Origin of the sequence: Capnocytophaga sp. oral taxon 903 (assembly GCF_013394785.1) — a bacterium.
In the GTDB taxonomy this organism is placed as follows: domain Bacteria; phylum Bacteroidota; class Bacteroidia; order Flavobacteriales; family Flavobacteriaceae; genus Capnocytophaga; species Capnocytophaga ochracea.
In genome coordinates this window covers 342800-364255 of record NZ_JABXYW010000002.1, presented here as the reverse complement: position 1 = coordinate 364255, position 21456 = coordinate 342800, and the positions used below count along the sequence as shown (strand labels likewise).

The following is a 21456-nucleotide window of genomic DNA, read 5'->3' as shown; positions in this document are numbered from 1 at the left end:
TTGATTATAAACCTCCCCCCAGCCCCCTCCAAAGGGGGAGATGTGACGCAAAAAAGACTATGAAGTTGTAAATCAGAGATAATCATTTCTCAGATTTACATTATAAAAATACTTATTTTATGATACAAAATAGGCTATCAAGAAAGAAATCTTATCTTTTTGATAGCCTATTATTATTGTATTATTTCTTTTTAGAAGGGGCTTTTTTAGGTTTAGGCTCTTTCTCGGTAAGGAGGGTAAGAGCTTGTTCTTTGGTGAAAGTTGCTATATCGGTGTCTTTGGGGAGTTCTACTTTGGTTTTACCTTTGAGGAGGGTAAAACGTCCCCAGCGAGCTTTCTCTATACGGATAGCTCCTTCGTCCCATTCTTTCACTACCTTTTCTGATTCTTTTTTGAGTTTATCTTCTATAAGTTCTTCTACATCTTGCTGACTAAGATGGTCGAAATTGTACTTTTTGGTAACGTTTATATAAGTGTTGTTCCACTTAATAAAGGGACCAAAACGACCTACACCTTTGGTAACTTCCACTCCTTGATAGGTGGCAATAGGAGCGTCAGCTTTTTTCTTCTCGCCGATGAGTTGCTTAGCCCGCTCGAGAGTTACACTGAAAACGTCTTCACCTTTATCAAGTGATATAAAAGCATCGCCGTAGCGCACATAGGGTCCGAAACGCCCTACATTCACTTCTACATTCTTACCATCGACAATGCCTAACTGACGAGGAAGCTCGAAGAGTTTGAGGGCTTCTTCAAAAGTAATCGTTTCGATAGACATACCTGCTAATAGACTTGCATAAATAGGCTTTTCGGCATCATCGGGATTCCCTATTTGCGCCATAGCTCCATAACGACCTAAGCGTACGCTGAGAGGGCGACCTGATTTAGGGTCGGTACCCAGCACGCGTTCACCTGTTTCACGACCTGTATGCTTTTCAACATTTTCTACTACGGGGTGAAAATGATTATAAAACTGTGTGAGCATCTTTGTCCAATTCTCAGTGCCTTCGGCTATTTCGTCGAAGCTATTTTCTACTTTGGCAGTGAAATTATAGTCCATTATCGTATCGAAATGGGAAACGAGAAAATCGTTTACTACACTACCTATATCGGTGGGGACAAGCTTGCCTTTATCGGCACCTACTCGTTCGCTAAGGGTTTGTGTTTTGATAGTATTGCCTGCAAGGGTGAGTTGCTGATAGGGGCGCACTTCACCTTCGAGTGTGCTACGTTCCACATATCCGCGGTTTTGAATCGTAGAAATAGTAGGAGCATAAGTAGATGGGCGTCCGATACCGAGTTCCTCTAACTTTTTCACCAGCGAAGCCTCAGTATAACGAGGTAATGGACGAGTGAAACGCTCGGTAGCAGTAATATAGCGATGCGTAAGAGCTTCTCCTTTTTTGAGATTGGGGAGCATTCCTTCTTGTTCTTCTTCCTCGTCGTCGGTACTTTCTAAATACACTTTTAAAAAGCCATCGAACTGTACCATTTCGCCATTGGCTACGAAGTATTCTTTGTGCTTATCGGCTTCTATTTTTACGGTAGTGCGCTCTATTTGAGCATCTGCCATTTGTGAGGCAAGGGTGCGTTTCCATATCAGTTCGTATAGCTTATTCTGGTCGGGTTCAGCAGCGATAGAGGAGCGACTCATATCGGTAGGACGAATGGCTTCGTGCGCCTCTTGTGCGCCTTTGCTTTTAGTAGCGAACTTGCGCACTTGGCTGTACTGAGCTCCGAAGAGTTGCACGATAGCGTTTTTGGCAGTGTTGAGCGCTTCTTGTGAAAGATTCACGCTATCGGTACGCATATAGGTGATAAAACCAGATTCGTAGAGGCGTTGGGCTACCGTCATTGTTTTGCTTACTGAGAAGTGCAGTTTGCGTGCGGCTTCTTGTTGGAGGGTGGAAGTAGTGAAGGGGGGCGCAGGCATTTTCTTGGCTGGTTTGGTTTCTAATGATTGCACTTTGAAATGCGCTCCGATATTCTGTTGCAAGAAGTTTTCAGCTTCGGCTTGTGTGTCGAAATTTTTAGGCAAAGAGGCTTTTACAACTTTGCCTTCTGAGGTGATAAATTCGGCAGTAATTCGGTAAGAGGATTGCGTTTTGAAGTCTTGTATTTCGCGTTCGCGTTCTACGATAAGGCGTACTGCTACCGACTGTACGCGTCCTGCTGAGAGTCCGCTTTTAATTTTTTTCCACAGTACGGGAGAGAGTTCATAGCCCACGAGGCGGTCGAGTACACGGCGTGCTTGCTGTGCATTCACCAGATTATAATCAATACCACGAGGGTTTTTAATAGCGTTTTCAATAGCCGATTTGGTAATGGAGTTAAAAACGATGCGCTTGGTATTTTCCTTTTTTAGTTTGAGTGTTTCGGAAAGATGAAACGCAATTGCTTCTCCTTCACGGTCTTCATCGGAAGCGAGCCATACTACTTCGGCTTTTGACGTGAGTGCTTTGAGTTCTTTTACAAGATTTTTTTTGTCGTTAGAGATGAGGTAATTAGGTTTAAAACCGTGCTGGATATCTACGCCCAGTTCATTGGAGGGCAAATCGACAATATGCCCATAGCTGGACACTACTTTGTAGTCCTTACCTAAGAACTTTTCAATGGTTTTAGCCTTGGCAGGCGACTCTACAATCACTACATTCTTAGCCATACGCTTGTTTGTTTTTTGAGTTATTGGGTGCAAAAGTACAAAATAATTGCGAAATAGCAAATGAGGGAAAAGGCAATAATGCTGGGAATACCAGTAATGCCAGTAATGCCGGGAATGCCAATAATACCGGAAATACCAGTAATCAACTTTGCCAAAGGTGCGAGCCGCACAGGCAGTCGTAGCACGATGGGCGGGAAAAATTAGCAGAATAGCAAATTTGAAAATTAGCAAATGGGTGGTAGTGATAAAAAAGGTTTTTTGACGAGTCTGACTTGTCGGACAAATTGGACTGGTCTGAGTTATCGGAGAAAAACGAAAAATATAAAAAGTGAGTTAGAAGGATTTTTGGTGAAAAAAGGGTGTAAGGAGGGTGGGGTTAGCTTATAGAGAGCTTATAGGAAGCTTATACGAATCTTGGACGATTGGTATAGAAAGGGTATATAAGTGATTGAATAATAGTATAATACAACAGAGCTAAAAATGGTAAAAACGGGGTTTCGAGGCGAAAGAAAGAGGAAGAGGCATTAGGCCTTAGGCCATAGGCACTAGGGGGGAGTATGACGGAAAAGGAGAAATTAGGGACGAAAACATACTCCTTTAAAGAGGGAATGTAGCGATGGAAAAGGGAAGAAATGAAGAATGACAAGGGACGAATGACGGAGGAGATGTGGAGAAAATTCGCCGTATATTAACTAATAGATAAAATGGGAAAAATGACTGATGAGTAAATAATTTTTTGTGTTTTGCTTTCTAATTAAAATAAAAGTTGTACTTTTGCCGAACTTTAATGAAAATTATATATGGCAACTTACAAAAAGAACAACAACCGACCTAATAGACAAAAAGATACCGAGCATTTAGACGAAGCAAAACAGGCTCAATTACACAAAGAAAGTACTACTGCTGAGGTGTTTGATGCCCTCGATGCAGGCGCTACTCGCACCGAAGATTGGGTAAAACGCAATCAGAAGATTATTATTGGAACTCTCATAGCCGTAGCTGTGATAGGCTTGGGTTATTTGCTTTACCAACAGTTTGTGAAAGCCCCTAGGGAAAAGAATGCTGCTAATGAGCTTTTCTTTGCACAACAGTTCTTTGATGAAGCGATGGAAGCTACTGATGCTAGAGCACAGGATTCCCTCTTTAAAGTGGCTATCAACGGTGGAAAAGGAAAATATGGATTTAAGCAAATTGCCGAAAACTATAGCGGTACCAAAGCTGCTAACCTTGCTGAATACGGTATGGGTATGGCTTATATGCGTTTGCGTGACTATAACAACGCAATAAATCACCTTAAAGAGTTCGACTCTACCGATGATATTTTCGGAGCTTTGGCTTACGGGAATATAGGTGATGCTTACCTTCAACAGAAAAATAATGCTGAGGCATTGAAATATTATATCAAAGCCTTTGAACATAGCAAAAATGACTTTGTAACTCCGTTATACCTGAAAAAAGCAGGAATAGTAGCTTCTTTGCAAGGTAAAAAAGACGATGCCTTGAAATATTACGAGCGCATCAAAGACGAGTATCCTACCTCAGAAGAAGCACGTACTATCGATATCCTTATAGGGAAAATTAGTCAATAATTAATGGCAACAGAAAACAAAAACTTATCACAATACGATAAAAATATAATCCCAAATGCGGAATCTCTTCGCTTTGGGATTATTACTTCTCAGTGGAATGAGCAGGTAACTTATGGAATGCGCAATGGTGCTATTGAGACCCTTAAAGATTGTGGTGCTATTGATGACAACATACTCTTATGGGAAGTACCAGGGAGCTTTGAATTAGTACACGCTGCCAAGCGAATGCTCGAAACTACCGAGGTAGACGCTATTATTGTAATAGGCTGTGTGATACAAGGAGAAACTCGTCATTTCGATTTCGTGTGCCAGGGTGTTACCCAAGGTATTGCCCAGCTCAATGCGGAACAAAGTAAAGTGCCTATTATCTTCTGCGTTCTCACTGATAATACCTTCCAGCAGTCGCTTGACCGCAGTGGTGGTAAGCTGGGTAATAAAGGCGTGGAGGCGGCTATTACTGCAATAAAAATGGCGGTGTTAGGGAAGTGAAAGAGAAAAGTGAAACGTAAAAGGTTGGAACAATTTTTGCAATGCAAATGTTGTTAAAGTCGTTAGATTTTAAAAATAAATAAAGAAAATCAGAATGAAATACATCATTGCACCTATACAACATTACCTTTTATTCACTTACCCAGCTATCACTGTTTTTGTCTTTTACTTTTTACCTTTTACTTCTTTCTCGCAGAAGCGTGATACTATTTATATTTTTGACCAGCAATTTTATTCAGGAGATACTATTCGGCTTGCTGAGGTGAGTGTTTTTGGTAAAGAGCATTACTTCGGTGATGCAGAAGCTCAAAAGCGCTATTTGCTTCTCCGCAGTAGGGTGAAACGCGTGTATCCGTATGCCAAAATGGCTGCCGACCGGCTCTATACAATGGAACGTACGATGGATACTATGCAAAATAAACGACAAAAGAAGGTGTACGTAAAACGCACCCAACGCTATATTGAAGACCACTTCACCGACGAACTCAAAAAACTTTCCCGCTCGCAAGGGCGTATTCTCATTAAACTCATTCACCGCCAAACTGGAAAAACGGCTTACGAATTGGTAAAAGACCTGCGCAATGGTTGGAATGCTTATTGGTATAACAAAACCGCGTGGCTGTACGACCTTTCTCTCAAAAAAGGCTATGACCCTATGAATGTAGAAGAGGACTATTGGATAGAGGAAATTATCTTGCGGGCTATCAATAGTGGAGAATTAGAATACCAAACCCCAGCTTTACTATATAACTTCTCAGACCTTGTAGAACAACGACAGAAAAGACTTCAAAAGCAATTAGCAAATTAGCAGATTTGCAAATTAGCAAATTATTTGTACCTTTGCCGAAAATAAAATAGTACTAATGGAGTTATACTACGCTTTTTCAGTAATTATCGTCTTAGCAGCTTTGTTTTCGTACGTGAATGTTCGCTACGTAAAACTGCCTATGACCATAGGTATTATGGTGATTGCTATGATGATATCGGTAGGCGTACGTCTTTTCGGAGGTGAAGTATTTACAGGGCTTGCACACCGTCTTGAATCGCTTTTACAAGGCTTTGACTTCACTGAAATACTGATGGGAGCAATGTTGAACTTCCTTCTCTTTGCAGGAGCTCTCCACATCAATATCAACGACCTAAAAAACTACAAAATCTCCATTTTTACTTATGCAACTATCAGTGTAGTACTCTCGGCTTTCTTTATATCAGTTTTGCTGTACTACATTGCTCCTTTGGTAGAAATCCATATTCCTTACGTTTATTGTCTGCTTTTTGGTGCACTTATTTCCCCAACCGACCCTATTGTAGTGTTGGGAGTGCTCAAACAAGTGAAAGTACCTAAACGTATTGAAACTAAGATTACGGGTGAATCGCTTTTTAACGATGGGGTAGCGGTAGTAATGTTTGCCGTAGTACTGAAATTGGCTACTAATAGCACTTTTGAGCCTTCGTTCTTCGCTATTACTAAGCTCTTCCTCTTGGAAGCAGGAGGAGGTGTTTTACTAGGAGTGCTCTTGGGGTGGATAGCTTCTCAAATGATGAAAAAAGCCGATGACTATCACGTGAGTGTACTCGTCACTTTGGCAGTGGTAATGGGTGGTTTTCTTATCACCAAAGCTTCTCACGTTTCTTCGCCTCTGGCAATGGTAATTGCAGGGCTTTTTGTAGGAAATGTAGGCAAGAAAGCCAGCAGTGCGGAGAATAAAGATTACCTTGAAAAGTTTTGGGCAATCATAGACGAGATTATGAATGCTATCTTGTTCCTATTCATAGGATTTGAGATGCTACTGATAGACAATCTAACAGAGCAGTTCCTTTTAGGCGGGGTAGCTATTCTCGTATGCCTCTTGGGGCGTGCACTGGCGATTTATATTCCTGCCAAAACGATATTACGCAAGGTAGCTACCTATTCGCGAGGCTCGCTCATCACAATGGTGTGGGGGGGTATTCGCGGGGGAGTATCCATCGCCTTGGTACTCTCTATCCCTGCTGATAAAGGAGGATTTAAAGAAACACTGTTGCAAATTACTTATATTGTAGTATTGTTTTCCATTTTAGTACAAGGTCTTACCGTAGGCAAAGTGGCTACCAGAGCCTTGTATCGCGATGAGGTGATGACACGCTTGAAAAGAATGAAACAACTGCAAAGAGGGAAACAATCATAAGACTTTAAAGAAGAATGAGAAAGCAAAAAGATAAAGGATTGGTAAGTGCCAAAGAAGTAGCCAAAGCGATTAATATTGATAAACTTGGCTTCTTGGGTACTTTTGGAGGATGGGCACTGATGAAGTTGCTCCGTATCTCCAAACTCAATGCTATTTACAACCGAAATAAACACTTTGAAGGGTTAGACTTCCTCAACAAACTGTTAGATGAGTTTGAAATAAAGTTCGAAATACCCGAAGAGGATTTTAAGAATATCCCCAAAGAAGGGGCTTTTATCACCATTTCTAACCACCCACTGGGGGAATTGATGGTATTCTGCTTCTCAAACTACTCTTAGAAAAACGTCCTGATTTCAAGATTATGGCGAATTTTCTCTTGCAACGTATTGAGCCTTTAGCGCCTTATGTATTACCGGTAAACCCCTTTGAAGACCGCAAAGATGCGAAATCTAGCGTGGTGGGTTTTAAGCATACCATTGCACACCTCAAAGAGGGCAAACCCTTAGGTCTTTTCCCTGCAGGGGAGGTATCGGTAACCAAAGAGGGGCAACTGATGGTGGATAAGCCTTGGGAAGAGGCAGCTATGAAACTTGCTAAGAAAGTGAAAGTGCCTATTGTGCCTATCTATTTTCACGCCAAAAACAGTAAGTTGTTTTACTTCTTGGCAAGCATCAGTGATACGCTACGCACGGCTAAATTGCCCTCAGAACTGCTTACACAGAAAGAACGCACTATTTATATACGCATAGGTAAGCCTATTTCGGTAGCTATGCAAGATGAGCATACCGATTTGGAAGATTTTACCGAATTTTTACGTAAGAAAACTTATATATTAGCTAATGCTTTAGAGCAAGATAAGAAGTTTTTACCACTCACTAACGTGTTGAAATCAAGCAAGAGCGGTAGCAATCCTCAACAGATAGAAGCGCCTATCAAACAAGACCTCATAGAGAAGGAAGTTGATAACATCACTAAAAAAGATTACCGACTGCTCAAAAACAACAACTACGAGGTATTCTTAGCACCTTATCAAGAGATTCCTAATATAATGAAGGAAATAGGACGCTTACGTGAAATCACTTTCCGCGAAGTAGGGGAGGGGACTAACGCTTCGTCTGACTTAGATAAGTTTGACCTCTATTATCATCATCTTTTTCTTTGGGATAACGAAGCTAAGAAGATAGTAGGAGCTTACCGTATGGGCTTAGGGGCTGAAATATTCCCTAAATATGGCATCGAAGGCTTTTATACCCACGATTTGTTCCGTTTTGAGCCCGAATTATACGATATGATGAGTAAAACCATCGAGATGGGGCGTGCCTTTATCATTTCAGAATATCAGCAGAAACCTATGCCACTGTTTTTGCTGTGGAAAGGCATTGCTCATACCACTTTGCGTTATCCGGAACACTCATATTTGTTGGGTAGTGTGAGTATTAGTAACCAGTTCTCTGACTTTTCTAAATCGCTGATGATAGAGTTTATGAAGTCGAACTTCTATGACCCTTATATTGCACAGTATGTACGCCCTAAAAAAGAGTTCAAAGTAAAACTCAAAGACGAGGATAAAGATTTTATTTTCGACGAAACCAAAGCCGACCTCAATAAGTTCGACAAACTCATCGACGAACTCGAACCAGGAAACTTGCGTTTGCCGGTGCTCATCAAAAAGTACATCAAGCAAAACGCCAAAGTCATTGCCTTCAACGTCGACCCACTTTTCAACAACTCTGTAGACGGATTGATGTACATTCGCATCTCCGACCTCCCTGAAAGCACTATGAAACCCGTGATAGAAGAGTTTCAAGCCGAACTCGAAGCTCGAATGAAGAATAATGAATATGAATAAATATTAGAAACCAATGAAAAAGATATTATTTTTAGTAGCATTACTACCACTGACTCTTGTTGCACAAACTGTGATTGTGCCTAACCGTTATACTTTCCAAAAGGAAGATAATCAGTACCAGTTGAATGCACTTACGAAGTTTTTACTAGAAAAACAAGGTTTTAAAACGTATATGGAGAGCGAAGTCCCCGCTGAACTGCTCCAAAACCCCTGCGATGCACTGAAAGCCGACGTGAAAAACCAATCGAATATGATGACCTCTAAGGTGCAATTTATCCTCACCGATTGTGCTAATAAAACCGTCTTTACTTCCGAGATAGGTAAAAGTCGTGAAAAGGAGTTCAAGAAGTCGTATCAAGAGGCCTTGCGCAATGCCTTTGAAGGGAATGCTTTAGCAACTTTTAAGTCGGAATACAAAGCACCTGTTACTACTCAAACGGCAATGGCAACGCTTACTCCTGCACAACCTACTACTATAGCAAAAAGCAATACTCAAATAATAGAAGAAGACCCCTATATAGAATTTTTATATGCTAAAAAAGTAGACTTTTCATACGAATTGTATGATAAGAAGACTAATGAATTGCGTTATAAAATCAAACCGACTCTTACCCCGAATACATTCGTAGCTTATGATTTAAAAAATAATGAATTTGGAGTGCTTGAAAAGGACGGCTCCACATTCTATAAATTTACTTTGTTTAAAAAAATAGAGGATAGAGGTCATACATTTTTAGCAAATATCCAATTCACACCTTAACCCCTTGTACAGCAAAGCTGAAGCAAAAAAACTACGCGAAGACTTCTGGATTTCCTTTGGCAAATCCTTCCCTCGGAAATGGACGCTTTACAATACCAAGATAAAGGATTTCAGCTTTAAGTTTTCATTCGACACCCGTAAAGCACGGGTGCTCCTCGCTGTGGAAGACCCTAACGAGGCAACACGTAGTTTGTACTATAACAAATTGTTGTCGCTGAAAACCATTCTGCAAGAACAATACCTCCCTGACGTTGTTTTCGAAGAGCACTTTCTCTTGAACAACGGTAAAGAAATCGGCTGTGTGTATGTAGAACTGCCAAACGTAACTATTCACAACAAAGCTACTTGGCAATCAGCGATGGAGTTCCTCTATCAATCGATGTTACAGTTTGAAGCCTTTTGGGCAGAGTACAAAGACATAATACAAGAAGAAAAATAAGCACTACTTACCTCTGTATTATCCTTTGAAACTTTAAGAAAAGATTAACATCGAACCTCATTCTTACGCAACTTTTTTGTCTTACCTTTGCATAGAATAAGGTAACACCCTCAAAGAGGAAGTGTTTTTTACTATAAAAGCGCTTCCTTTTCTATATTTCTTAATATCTAATGAATTGGTAATTATGAAAGAAAACATCAAAGATAAAGTCGTGATTATCACAGGAGCCAGTAGCGGGTTTGAAGGTGGCGACAGGTCGAGGACGTAGCTATCAATGAGATTACTTTGCGTCCTACTAAACAAGAATTTTAATTCAAGTATAACATCTAACTTATGATAAAAAACTTTATTAACAGACCCGTACTATCAACGGTAGTCTCTATCTTAATAGTGATTTTAGGGGTATTGGGGATTATCTCTTTGCCTATCTCTCAATATCCTGATATCGCCCCTGTAACGGTACAGGTATCGGCTAACTATGCAGGTGCCAACGCCGAAACAGTGCTCAAAGCGGTGGTGATTCCGCTGGAAGAACAAATCAATGGGGTGGAAAATATGGATTATATTACCTCATCGGCTTTTAATAGTGGTTCAGCAAATATTACTGTGTATTTCAAACAGGGCACCAATGGTGATATCGCGGCGGTAAACGTGCAAAATGCGGTGTCGCGTGCCAATTCTATTTTGCCATCTGAGGTAACCCAATCGGGGGTAACGGTGCGCAAACAGAGCTCAGGTAACCTGATGTTTCTCTCCTTCTTTTCTGAGAATAAAGAGTTAGACGATGTGTTTCTGCAAAACTATTTGAGCATCAATGTGATTCCGGCAATCAAACGTATCAGTGGGGTAGGGGATGCCAGTGCTTTTGGAGGTAAAACCTATTCTATGCGCATTTGGTTAAATCCGCAAAAACTCCAAGCCTATGGGCTTAATCCTACCGAGGTAACTGCTGCAATTTCGGCTCAGAGTAGAGAAGCGGCTGCGGGTACTTTGGGACAAAACAGCGGTAGTAGCTATGAATATGTGATTAAGTACAAGGGGAAATACACCCAAGTATCGGAATATGAAAATATAGTGCTCAAAGCTTTAGATGGGGGTCGTATTCTCCGTCTTAAAGATGTGGCTAAGGTAGAACTCGACGCGCTCGGATATACAGGATTTTCTGAAAGCAAAGGTCGCCCTGCTGTGGCAATGGGTATCTCCCAAACGCCAGGCTCTAACGCTCACGAGATTATCCAAAATATAGAAAAGCTATTAGACGAGTTGAAACCTTCTTTGCCCGAAGGGATTACTTATACTATCAACTACAACGCCAATACTTTTTTAGATGCTGCCATTTCTAAGGTGGTATCTACCCTCTTGGAGGCTTTCCTTTTGGTGTTCTTGGTGGTATATATCTTTTTGCAAGACTTCCGTTCTACACTCATCCCTGCTATTGCGGTACCAGTGTCTATCGTGGGTACTTTCTTCTTCTTGAACCTCTTTGGCTATTCTGTCAATATGCTTACCCTCTTTGCCTTGGTATTGGCCATCGGTATAGTGGTGGACGATGCCATTGTGGTTGTCGAGGCGGTGCACGCCAAGATGGAACAAACTCACGAGAAAGCTAAACCCGCTACAATTTCAGCTATGAACGAGATTACAGGGGCGATTATCTCTATCACCCTTGTGATGGCAGCAGTGTTCGTGCCGGTAACCTTTATGGGTGGTACTACGGGCGTGTTTTACAAACAGTTTGGGGTAACTCTGATTGTAGCCATTGTGATTTCAGCTATCAATGCGCTCACCCTCAGTCCGGTACTTTGCTCGCTTTTCCTCAAACCTCACGGCAATAAAGAATATGAAGAAAAGTCGTGGTTCGGCAAGTTCTTCCACAAGTTTAATATAGCTTTCAATGCCGCTACGCATAAATATGGGCAAACCTTTACCTTCTTCCTTCGTCATAAATGGGTAACCTTAGTGCTCTTACTTATGGCAGGAGGCGGTATCTATTTTGCTAATAAAAGTATGAAATCGGGGTTTGTGCCCAGTGAAGACCAAGGGTTTGTGATGATGGATGTATCGATGATTCCTGGTGCCTCTATGGAACGTGTAGCCAATATTATGCGTGAGGTAAACGAAAGTCTTTCCAATATCCCAGGTGTCGAAAATGTTACCTTTGTTACTGGTCGCGGTATGATTTCAGGTGAAGGTAGTAATAATGGTATGGGTTTCTTCAAGCTGAAACCTTTTGAGGAACGTTCTAAACTCCCTGGTCAAGACATTCAGTCGATTATCAACAATGCCTTTCGTGCAGTAGCCAATATCAAAGATGCCAATGTAATTTTCTTCCAGCCTCCTTCCGTGCCTGGTTTTGGTGTAGGAGGTGGGGTGTCGTTTGTACTCTTGGATAAATCCGGAAGTGATATCAGTGAGGTAAATAAAAATGCACAAGAGTTCTTGGGTGCCCTGATGCAACGCCCCGAGATACAGTTTGCCCAAACGTCTTTCAATGTGAACTATCCACAATACCAAATGGATATTAATGTAGAACGCGCTATGCAGTCAGGTATTACAGTGAGCACTATTCTATCGACCTTACAGAATTATATAGGGGGCTTCTATGCAACTGATTTTACTCTTTACGGAAAGCAATACCGCGTAATGGTACAATCGTTGCCCGAAGCGCGTAAAGACCTCAATAGCCTTAATAGCTTATTCGTGAAAACAGGTAGTGGAACAATGGCTCCTATTACCGAGTTTGTAACTCTTACACGTACATTCGGTCCGCAATCGCTCAGCCGTTATAACCTCTTTACTTCGGTGTCTATTTCGGCTCAGAACAATCCTGCCTATAGTACAGGTGATGCTCTGAAAGCAGTACAAGAGGTGGCTGCCCAAACCCTCAATGCTAATTATGGAATCGACTATACGGGCTTAACGCGTGAAGAGCAGAATGCCGGTTCACAAACTATTCTCATCTTCTTGCTCAGTTTGGTGTTTACCTATTTTATTCTCTCGGCACAGTATGAGAGTTACCTATTGCCACTATCAGTGCTCTTTTCATTGCCTTTTGGTATCTTTGGAGCTTATTTAGGACAGTGGCTTTTTGGATTAGAAAATAATATCTATTTCCAAATTTCCCTTATTATGCTGATGGGACTCTTAGCTAAAAACGCGATTTTGATTGTAGAATTTGCTGTGCAACGTCGTCGTATGGGTGAAAGCCTATCTAAGGCAGCCATCAATGCCGCAATGGCGCGTTTGCGCCCTATCTTGATGACCTCCTTTGCCTTTATCGTTGGTTTGATGCCATTGGTATTTGCTTCAGGCGTAGGAGCAGCAGGAAACCGTTCAGTAGCTACGGGAGCTGCTATTGGTCAGCTTATTGGTACTTTTTTCGGACTTGTTGTGATTCCGGTATTTTTTGTATTCTTCCAAGCGATACAAGAGAGTATTAGTGGTCATAAAGAAAAAGAAGAGATATTTGTAGAGCCTACTGACGAATATTAAATGCCTATTGTGCTACGACAAAAAAGGCTGTCTGCTAAAAAAGCAAACAGCCTTTTTATTTTCTATTACTAGCACATTATTTTTGGGTCGTTTTTGCGTACAATACTTTGCCAAAGTTAGAAACTTTAGTAAATTTGATATCTCTTTTGTGTCGCAATCCGTACAAATCTTATTTCCTTAGTTACTAAATTCACCCTATAAACCTCGCAGATTTGTGGAATCTGTGTAATTCTGTGGGATTTTTTATTATCTGATGTTTTCTTATCCAGAACTCAGAAAGTAGTAATATTGTTTTTTATTTATCAAAAACGCTATTTTAACACTTTTTCTTCAATAAAGTTATAAGGGCTTTTTACCTATTGATATCCAATATTCTAACACCTTTCCTTCGTCTTAGGTTCGTCTTAGGTTCACCTTAGCTTCGCTCTACCTTCGGTTAAACTTCAATTAAAAGATAACAAAGGTTTTTCTAATATTTTACTGATAAATAATGTTTTAATGTTTTTGATACCACAAAAGACTATCAAGTGTTCTACTTTCTAAACTTTAAAAAAATTGCAGGGTTTTAAAAGAGATTAACATTTTTTCAGCATTGACCTTGCCTCTTTTAATTCGAGTCAAACTCACGTAATAGAAAATAAAAAAGGCTATCCTAATTAGGATAGCCTTTTTCCTTAATTTTTATTTGTAAGTTCTTATTTTGTAGGGTATTTGATTACTCTACGATATTAGCGATACTTACACGGTTCCAATCTGGTTCACTGAACATATCACCGATACCATTACCTTCAGCTTGGATTCTATCAGCTGAGATTTTGTAACGTTTAACTAAAAGGTTTTTAACAGCTTCAGCACGAGCAGTAGCTAATTGTTTGTTCTTTTCTAAGTTTCCTTCTGGTGAAGCATAACCTTTGATACTAACTTTAGCATTCCTATATTTGTTAAGGTAAGAAGCGATACGCTCTACGTTAGGCAATTGAGATGCATCGATAGTACTTTTAGCTACACGGAAAGTAACTACTGATTCCAAAGTTTTCTTGTTTTTAGTAACTACTTTTTCTACTACTTCTGGCTTCTTGTTGCGAGCTGCTTCTAAGTCATCTTGCAATTTATTAACTTGTCTTTGGCAGTCAGACAATTCTTTGTTTTTGCTGTTCAACTCATCACGAAGTCTACTCAATTCTGCGCTATTGTCAGGATTTTGAGTAGCTGTAGTGAAGTGGTGAGCACCATTGCTTCCTTTAAAACGGTAAACTACACCAACAGTAGCTTGAATGAAAGAGTTCAAGCTGTTTAAGCTGTTTACTGAACTTTTCTCAGTAGGTGTATCTACTGCATAAACAATAGCAGGACTTAATTTAACTCCCCACGCTTTGCTTTCGCCTAAATTGAACAATAAGTTAGAACCAAACTGAGCAGACATACTGTTGCTTCTGTAGTTTTCTCTATAGTTAGGAGCGATGTCTTGTACATATCTGTGGAACCAACCAATTCCTGCAAAACCTTCTACTTCGAAGAAACGAGGAGTTCCTTTGTAACCAGCAATAAGGTTGCTCAAGTTTACAGTACCTACCAAGCTTACATTGGTATTGTCTATAAAGTTACCTGCATCTACATCATTGTCAAGGTCTACTGGACGAACATACGCCATACCTTCAACGCCTAAACGGAAAGCAGGAGAGATTTGTTTACCAATCTCAGCTCCAAAAGTGGCACGGGTGTTTTTAAAGAAAGCTTCACGCTGAGTATAAGAGAAACCTCCAGCTTTAACACCTACTTGCCAATTGTCAAAAAATTTGCTCTTACTTAGCATATCTTGTGCGTTAGCACTTGTTATCACTGCAACGACAGTTGCAATACTTAATAAGGTTTTTTTCATATAAAAAAATGTTTATTACTTGTGTTTTAAAATTCGGGGCAAATATACGACTTTTTTTATTTGTACAATCATTTTTGGTTATAAAATATATGCTTTTCGCATTTTTACCCTGTTTTTTAACGTTTTATTTACAAACCGTTTGCATTTCTTTCACATTTCAAAGAGATAATATAGTTTTTGGGTGTAAAAATCAGGGAGAGTTTCATTGTAAACTCTCCCTGATTTTCGTGTTAATAAAATATGATAATAATGCTATGAATTTACGATTACATCATTCCTGGCATACCACCACCCATTGGAGGCATTGCAGCTGCTTTATCGTCTTTGATGTCTACCAAAGCACATTCGGTAGTGAGAATCATACCAGCTACTGAGGCAGCGTTTTCAAGGGCTACACGGGTTACCTTTTTAGGGTCGATGATACCTGCTTTAAACATATCGGTATAAGTACCTGTTTTAGCATTGTATCCGTAAGCATCTCTTGAAGCCTCGAGTACACGAGCTACGATTACAGAACCTTCAACCCCTGCGTTTTCTACGATAGTGCGCAAAGGAGCTTCCAATGCTTTGAGGATAATTTTAATACCTGTTTCTTCGTCGGCATTGAGAGGTTTTAGTTTTCCTAAAACATTTTTAGCACGAATAAGCGCTATACCACCTCCTGCTACGATACCTTCTTCAACAGCTGCACGAGTAGCGTGAAGAGCATCATCTACACGGTCTTTTTTCTCTTTCATTTCCACTTCCGAAGCAGCACCTATGTAAAGCACTGCTACCCCACCAGAGAGTTTAGCTAAACGCTCTTGTAGTTTTTCACGGTCATAATCAGAAGAGGTGTTTTCGATTTGTGCTTTGATTTGTGCTACACGCGCTTTGATATTATCAGATTTTCCAGCACCATTTACAATAGTGGTGTTATCTTTGTCGATACTTACTCTTTCGGCAGTACCAAGCATATCGATAGTAGCGTTTTCAAGGGTAAAGCCTCTTTCTTCGGCAATTACAGTACCACCCGTAAGGATAGCGATATCTTCGAGCATTGCTTTACGACGGTCACCAAAACCAGGAGCTTTTACAGCTGCGATGCGAAGAGTACCGCGCAATTTGTTTACTACTAAGGTAGCTAATGCTTCACCATCGATATCTTCAGCGATAATCAAGAGGGGTTTGCCAGATTGAGCTACAGGCTCTAATACAGGAAGCAAGTCCTTCATAGTAGAGATTTTCTTGTCGTATAACAAGATATAAGGGTGGTCGAGTTCTGCAACCATCTTTTCAGAATCGGTTACGAAGTAAGGAGAAAGGTAACCGCGGTCGAACTGCATTCCTTCTACTACATCTACGTAAGTATCTGTACCTTTTGCTTCTTCTACGGTGATAACCCCTTCTTTACCTACTTTCTCGAATGCTTGAGCGATAAGTTCGCCAATAGTATCGTCGTTGTTAGCAGAGATAGAGGCTACTTGTTTTATTTTTTCAGAAGAAGAGCCTACTTCTTTAGCTTGTTTAGCCAAGTGTTCTACGATTTTTGCTACGGCTTTATCAATACCGCGTTTTAAATCCATTGGGTTAGCACCAGAAGCTACGTTCTTAAGACCTTCTTTTACGATAGCTTGTGCTAATACAGTAGCGGTAGTAGTACCGTCACCTGCGAGGTCATTGGTTTTAGAAGCTACTTCTTTTACCATTTGAGCGCCCATATTTTCGAGAGCGTCTTCTAGTTCTATTTCCTTAGCAACGGTTACCCCGTCTTTGGTTACTTGTGGTGAACCAAATGATTTGCTAATAATCACATTACGACCACGAGGACCTAATGTTACTTTTACTGCATTTGCTAATGCATCAACGCCACGTTTTAAACCTTCGCGAGCGTCTATATCAAATTTAATATCTTTTGCCATTTCTTTAGTTTTTAGTTTTTATGTTTAGATAACTGCTAATACGTCGTTTTCACGCATAATAAGGTAGTCTTTACCTTCTAATTTTAGTTCAGTACCGGCATATTTGCCATAGAGTACTGTATCGCCTACTTTTAGGGTTACAGGGTTATCTTTAGTACCTGCTCCAACGGCTACAACCGTACCTTTTTGAGGTTTTTCTTTTGCAGTATCAGGGATAATAATACCTGATGCGGTAGTAGTTTCGGCCACTGCGGGCTCAATCACTACTCTATCAGCTAAAGGTTTAATATTCAATTTTGCCATTATTTGTTTAGTTTTTAGTTATTTTTTTGTTTAGAAAATAGGAATTAGGTGTTAGGGAATTACATCGCCCGCGCCCCCTTCGAAAGGGGGGATGTGGGGATGTTATCTAACCTTTTCATTCAAGTATTTTAATTCCTTTTATAAAAAATCGAAGAGGATATTTCAGAAAGTATGCCAATCTGTAAAAACTGACTTTTTGTCAGTTTAGTTACCTGTATTAGAAGATGTGGCAGGAGTAGCAGGCATTTGAGTAGCATTGTTGGCAGGTGCTTGTTGGTTAAGAGGGTTTTCTATAGGGGCAACAGGGGTATTGCCATCGAGCAGTTTAGAATCGGCGTTTACACCGGTATTGCCTTGTAGTAAGGTGTTGGCGATAAGGATAAGCACTCCTAAAGCAGTAGCAAACGTCCAAGTACTGCGTTCGAGGAAGTCGCCTGTTTTTTTTACACCACCTACTACTTGTGTATTGCCACCGAAAGTAGAAGAGAGTCCGCCTCCTTTAGGGTTTTGTACCATAATTACTAAAGCGAGTAGCAAACATACTACCACGATAAGCACTAAAAAGATGTTGAATGTAGTCATTTCTCTATAAATTAAAATAAATTATTTTGTTGTAGTTTTTTGATATTTTCTATTTGGGCTGCAAAGTAAGCACTTTTTTCTGGATTTTTCAAAATTAATATTTCATACGCTTGTATAGCTTGCTTAAATTTGCGCTGATTTACATATACTTGTGCCAAAGTTTCAGTCATTAATTGTTTAGGGTCTGAGTTTACATCATCGGCTAAATTTACGTTGGATACATAATCTTTAGAGGCCTCAATCTTAGGATTGTTTTCCAAAAACTTATCAATGAGTTTGAACTTCTCGGCTACCTTGTCGTCTTTATAGGATACTTCGGTATGGTCATCGGAGATGTTTTCTAACCATTGAGAGATATTGTCAGTATCAGTTTTAGGTTTTTCCTCTGTTTTAGGTTCAAAAGCATCGGCTAACTCTTGGTGATTTACCAAATCTTCGGGGAAAATAGGTTCTTCAAAAATAGATTCGGGTACATTAGGGCGATATAAGCGCGGTTCGTGGTCGATGTAACTTACCTTAGGAGGTGTATTCTCAGTTTCTTCGGCTTCCTTGCGTTCTCTCGCTTTGCGAATACGTTCAAAATCACGGCGCAGGGCTGAGAAATCAGGGATAATACTTTTAGAATTAATAAAGTCGAACAATACTGAGCGGTCGGTTACGTGTACCGCAGCGAGTTTTAAGGCTTTGTTGTACTTGTAGTTTTCTTCGGAATGCAATATTTTGAGTTGTAACACCCTTGCTGCTTGGAAATAAGGATATTCCTTCACTATCTCGTCGAGTTCATATACTTGATCATCGTTAATAGTGTAGGGATGCCTAATAATCTCTATGAATTGTTTTACTGTCAATTTTACCTTATTGTCTTTACCTAATTGCTACCAATCTGCCAATGAGGCGTTGAAAATATCTTGGGTGATACGCTCGAATATCTGTGGTATAGCTTCGCCTTTTACTGAGTTGAATTGTGTAGCAGCAGGATAATCATAGTAAAAAGAAAAGCGTTTTTCAAAGTCTTTTTTATCTTCTTTATGATTAGTAAAGCGCACATTTACGCCTATGGTTACACGGTTTTGGGCAGCGGTTTGTCCTGCAGTAGACGTCATAGGGGTAATGTTAAACTCTACGATTTCGCCTTCGTACACAAGGTCGCCATTGCGATCGGTAAGGCTGAGGTTGGTTTGGTTGTTAATTAAATCTTGTAGGGCGATGGTAAAATCGCGGTCGAGTCCAGGTTCTACCAAGGGAGCATCGTTGCGAAAGAAGTTTACTTGAAAAGTCTTTGCATCGCCTGTACTTCCTCCTGTAAAGTTGTAGATACCACAACTTATAGCAGTGAAAGCCAAGAGTATATATAAGATATATTTCATTTTACCAATCAATTAGCGGGCAAAGATACGAAAATAATTACGAATGACAAATTACGAATGATGAATTTGCAGTAAAAAGTATATTGCTATCAGTTATTACTATCATTTCTCAGCATATTTATTCTTCATAGTCTTGAAATATCGTTTGGCAAAACCTTTTTTTACATCTTGTGATAGTTCCATTATAAAATCGCGATGTGCAATAGGAATACCGTCTTCATCTTCTTCTAATATTTCCATAGAGGAAGCTGATGTTTCTTTCTTGCTCTTAGGCACTTCTACTTTTACAAATGGCAAAGACTTTACATATTCTAAAAAAGCTAAAGCCATTTCACTGCTATTGTCTACTTTGAGAATGGTTGTATTCATAGTTTTTACTGTTAAATTTACAAGCGTTTGAGGGCTTGCTTGATAATTTCTTCTACTGAAAGCTCTTCGCTACTCGATTTGATAATGATATCGACTACTTTTTCGGCTTGTTTGCGCATAAAGCCCAATACTTCTAAGGCGGCAAGCGCTTCTTCTTTGTGGGTGCTTACAGCGTTCATAGGCACCTCTTCAAAGTCTTGAAGCTTGAGCATCTTGTCTTTGAGGTCGAGTACTACACGTTGGGCTGTTTTAGCACCTATACCTTTTACTGCTTGAATGGTAGCTACCTCGCCATTGATAATAGCATTGCGCACTTGTGCAGCGGTGAGCGATGAGAGCATTGTGCGGGCAGTGCTAGCACCTACTCCCGATACCGAAAGAAGCAATACAAACACTTCGCGTTCGGCTTTGGTGAGGAAGCCATAGAGTGTATGGGCATCTTCTTTTATTTGCAAATAGGTGTATAGTTTAATGGCTTCGCCTTCGGGGAGCGCTGAATAAGTATTCAGACTGATATTTACGAAATAGCCCACCCCGTGACAGTCGATTACTACGTGAGTAGGGTTCTTTTCTACGAGTTTTCCTTGTAATTGTGTAATCATTAGTTCAATTTGTCGATACTTGGGTTAATTCTTTTTATAGGTCTTAGATTTTAGTTCAGAAGTAGTGATACAAATGTCTAACCCCTCTTCTTTCAGTCCGTTGATGAGTTTGAAATCACAAGTCCAAATTTTGTGTCCTTCTTGAAAGTGAAGGGCTACAAAGGGATAGTCGTCAATATCTATATTTCTAACTATCTTTTTAGCTTGAGAAGTATATTTTGAAGGTATCTGCTCTAATTTATAAAATGTAATATTCTTTGTAACCTCTTTTAGGAAAGTAAGAGCTTCTTTTTTAGTCATATTTACTTTATCCATTATTTCAGGCAAGTGTTCTTCAACTTCTTCTAAAAGATAGTCGGGAGCGATAAATTGTATAGGATTCTTTTTATTGCATAGTATATTAGCTATTACTCCATTGGGAGCATAGAAGCAACTAAAAATAATATTGCTATCAGAAATAACTATCATATAGTTTCTTTTTCTATTCTTTTAGATAGTTCAGCGTCCCAACGTTTAGCGACAGCCTTATTTACTTTTTTAGAAATTGCCATAATTTCATCTCGATTAGTTTCTTTTTCTATTCTTTTAGATAGTTCAGCGTCCCAACGTTTAGCGACAGCCTTATTTACTTTTTTAGAAATTGCCATAATTTCATCTCGATTAGTTTCTTTTTCTATTCTTTTAGATAGTTCAGCGTCCCAACGTTTAGCGACAGCCTTATTTACTTTTTTAGAAATTGCCATAATTTCATCTCGATATTTTATAGGAATGCCATATTCATCTTCTTCTAAAACTTCAGAAGTAACAGACTTTTTTTTAGTCTCTTTGTTTTTAGTAACTTTAGTAAAATCGAGGGTACGTGCAAACTTTATAAAGGATAAAGCTTGTGGACTGTCATCGGTGATAGTGATAGTGTAAGGCATAATAGTATAATTTGAAAAGACAAAAGTACAAAAAAAATAGCAAATGACAAAAAATAGTTCGTTAGTCGTTAGGAAGCGTCAATAA

Annotated in this window: 18 protein-coding genes and 2 pseudogenes; 9 read left to right on the top strand and 11 right to left on the bottom strand. The window is 39.8% G+C overall.

What is annotated here, in order from left to right; translation table 11 throughout:
- Positions 1–181 precede the first annotated feature (181 nt).
- Entirely contained in the window at positions 182–2659 is a 2478-nt protein-coding gene (gene topA, locus HW279_RS01530; protein ID WP_178957695.1) for a type I DNA topoisomerase, read from the bottom strand.
- 231 nt (positions 2660–2890) lie between these two features.
- Between topA and HW279_RS10955 the strand changes: the two genes are divergently transcribed.
- From HW279_RS10955 to HW279_RS01490, 9 genes and pseudogenes are all read left to right on the top strand, one after another.
- A complete protein-coding gene (locus tag HW279_RS10955) occupies positions 2891–3046 on the top strand; it encodes a hypothetical protein (protein ID WP_002673486.1) in 156 nt (51 codons plus the stop codon).
- A gap of 413 nt (positions 3047–3459) precedes the next feature.
- The gene (locus HW279_RS01525; RefSeq protein ID WP_009410073.1) at positions 3460–4248 is read left to right on the top strand and encodes a tetratricopeptide repeat protein; all 789 of its coding nucleotides are present in this window, start codon (positions 3460–3462) and stop codon (positions 4246–4248) included.
- A 3-nt stretch (positions 4249–4251) separates the two neighbouring features.
- Complete coding sequence (gene ribH, locus HW279_RS01520; RefSeq protein WP_178957694.1) at positions 4252–4737, top strand: 6,7-dimethyl-8-ribityllumazine synthase; 486 nt, start codon at positions 4252–4254, stop codon at positions 4735–4737.
- A gap of 94 nt (positions 4738–4831) precedes the next feature.
- Positions 4832–5545, top strand: coding sequence for a DUF4294 domain-containing protein (locus HW279_RS01515; RefSeq protein WP_009410075.1), 714 nt, complete (start codon positions 4832–4834; stop codon positions 5543–5545).
- 55 nt (positions 5546–5600) lie between these two features.
- On the top strand, positions 5601–6905 hold the full coding sequence (locus HW279_RS01510; protein WP_178957693.1) for a cation:proton antiporter: 1305 nt from the start codon (positions 5601–5603) through the stop codon (positions 6903–6905).
- Positions 6906–6919: 14 nt separating this feature from the next.
- Positions 6920–8754: pseudogene (locus HW279_RS01505) on the top strand (GNAT family N-acyltransferase).
- A gap of 13 nt (positions 8755–8767) precedes the next feature.
- Positions 8768–9514 carry a hypothetical protein gene (locus HW279_RS01500; RefSeq protein ID WP_178957692.1) on the top strand — a complete coding sequence of 249 codons (747 nt, stop codon included), beginning with the start codon at positions 8768–8770 and terminating at the stop codon, positions 9512–9514.
- 4 nt (positions 9515–9518) lie between these two features.
- Entirely contained in the window at positions 9519–9953 is a 435-nt protein-coding gene (locus HW279_RS01495) for a DUF4268 domain-containing protein (protein ID WP_178957691.1), read from the top strand.
- 333 nt (positions 9954–10286) lie between these two features.
- Positions 10287–13445: an efflux RND transporter permease subunit gene (locus HW279_RS01490; protein ID WP_178957690.1), complete on the top strand. Its 3159-nt coding sequence runs from the start codon at positions 10287–10289 to the stop codon at positions 13443–13445.
- Positions 13446–14160: 715 nt separating this feature from the next.
- Here the strand turns inward: HW279_RS01490 and HW279_RS01485 are convergent.
- From HW279_RS01485 to HW279_RS01440, 10 genes and pseudogenes are all read right to left on the bottom strand, one after another.
- Positions 14161–15324 carry an OmpA family protein gene (locus HW279_RS01485; protein WP_178957689.1) on the bottom strand — a complete coding sequence of 388 codons (1164 nt, stop codon included), beginning with the start codon at positions 15322–15324 and terminating at the stop codon, positions 14161–14163.
- Positions 15325–15590: 266 nt separating this feature from the next.
- Entirely contained in the window at positions 15591–17225 is a 1635-nt protein-coding gene (groL, locus tag HW279_RS01480) for a chaperonin GroEL (protein ID WP_009418123.1), read from the bottom strand.
- A gap of 24 nt (positions 17226–17249) precedes the next feature.
- On the bottom strand, positions 17250–17528 hold the full coding sequence (gene groES / locus HW279_RS01475) for a co-chaperone GroES (protein WP_002673428.1): 279 nt from the start codon (positions 17526–17528) through the stop codon (positions 17250–17252).
- 204 nt (positions 17529–17732) lie between these two features.
- Positions 17733–18110: a preprotein translocase subunit SecG gene (gene secG, locus HW279_RS01470; RefSeq protein ID WP_178957688.1), complete on the bottom strand. Its 378-nt coding sequence runs from the start codon at positions 18108–18110 to the stop codon at positions 17733–17735.
- A gap of 11 nt (positions 18111–18121) precedes the next feature.
- Positions 18122–18958: a hypothetical protein gene (locus tag HW279_RS01465; protein WP_002673420.1), complete on the bottom strand. Its 837-nt coding sequence runs from the start codon at positions 18956–18958 to the stop codon at positions 18122–18124.
- Positions 18959–18985: 27 nt separating this feature from the next.
- Complete coding sequence (locus tag HW279_RS01460; RefSeq protein ID WP_178957687.1) at positions 18986–19477, bottom strand: LptE family protein; 492 nt, start codon at positions 19475–19477, stop codon at positions 18986–18988.
- 102 nt (positions 19478–19579) lie between these two features.
- Positions 19580–19846 carry a hypothetical protein gene (locus tag HW279_RS01455; RefSeq protein ID WP_053580975.1) on the bottom strand — a complete coding sequence of 89 codons (267 nt, stop codon included), beginning with the start codon at positions 19844–19846 and terminating at the stop codon, positions 19580–19582.
- A gap of 17 nt (positions 19847–19863) precedes the next feature.
- Positions 19864–20448, bottom strand: a complete 585-nt coding sequence (gene ruvA, locus HW279_RS01450) for a Holliday junction branch migration protein RuvA (protein ID WP_048746553.1) — start codon at positions 20446–20448, stop codon at positions 19864–19866.
- Between the two features lie 24 nt (positions 20449–20472).
- Positions 20473–20916: a PIN domain-containing protein gene (locus HW279_RS01445; RefSeq protein WP_048746550.1), complete on the bottom strand. Its 444-nt coding sequence runs from the start codon at positions 20914–20916 to the stop codon at positions 20473–20475.
- A 197-nt stretch (positions 20917–21113) separates the two neighbouring features.
- A pseudogene (locus tag HW279_RS01440) lies at positions 21114–21371 on the bottom strand (glutaredoxin-2 domain protein); the annotation flags it as partial.
- Between the last annotated feature and the right edge of the window lie 85 nt (positions 21372–21456).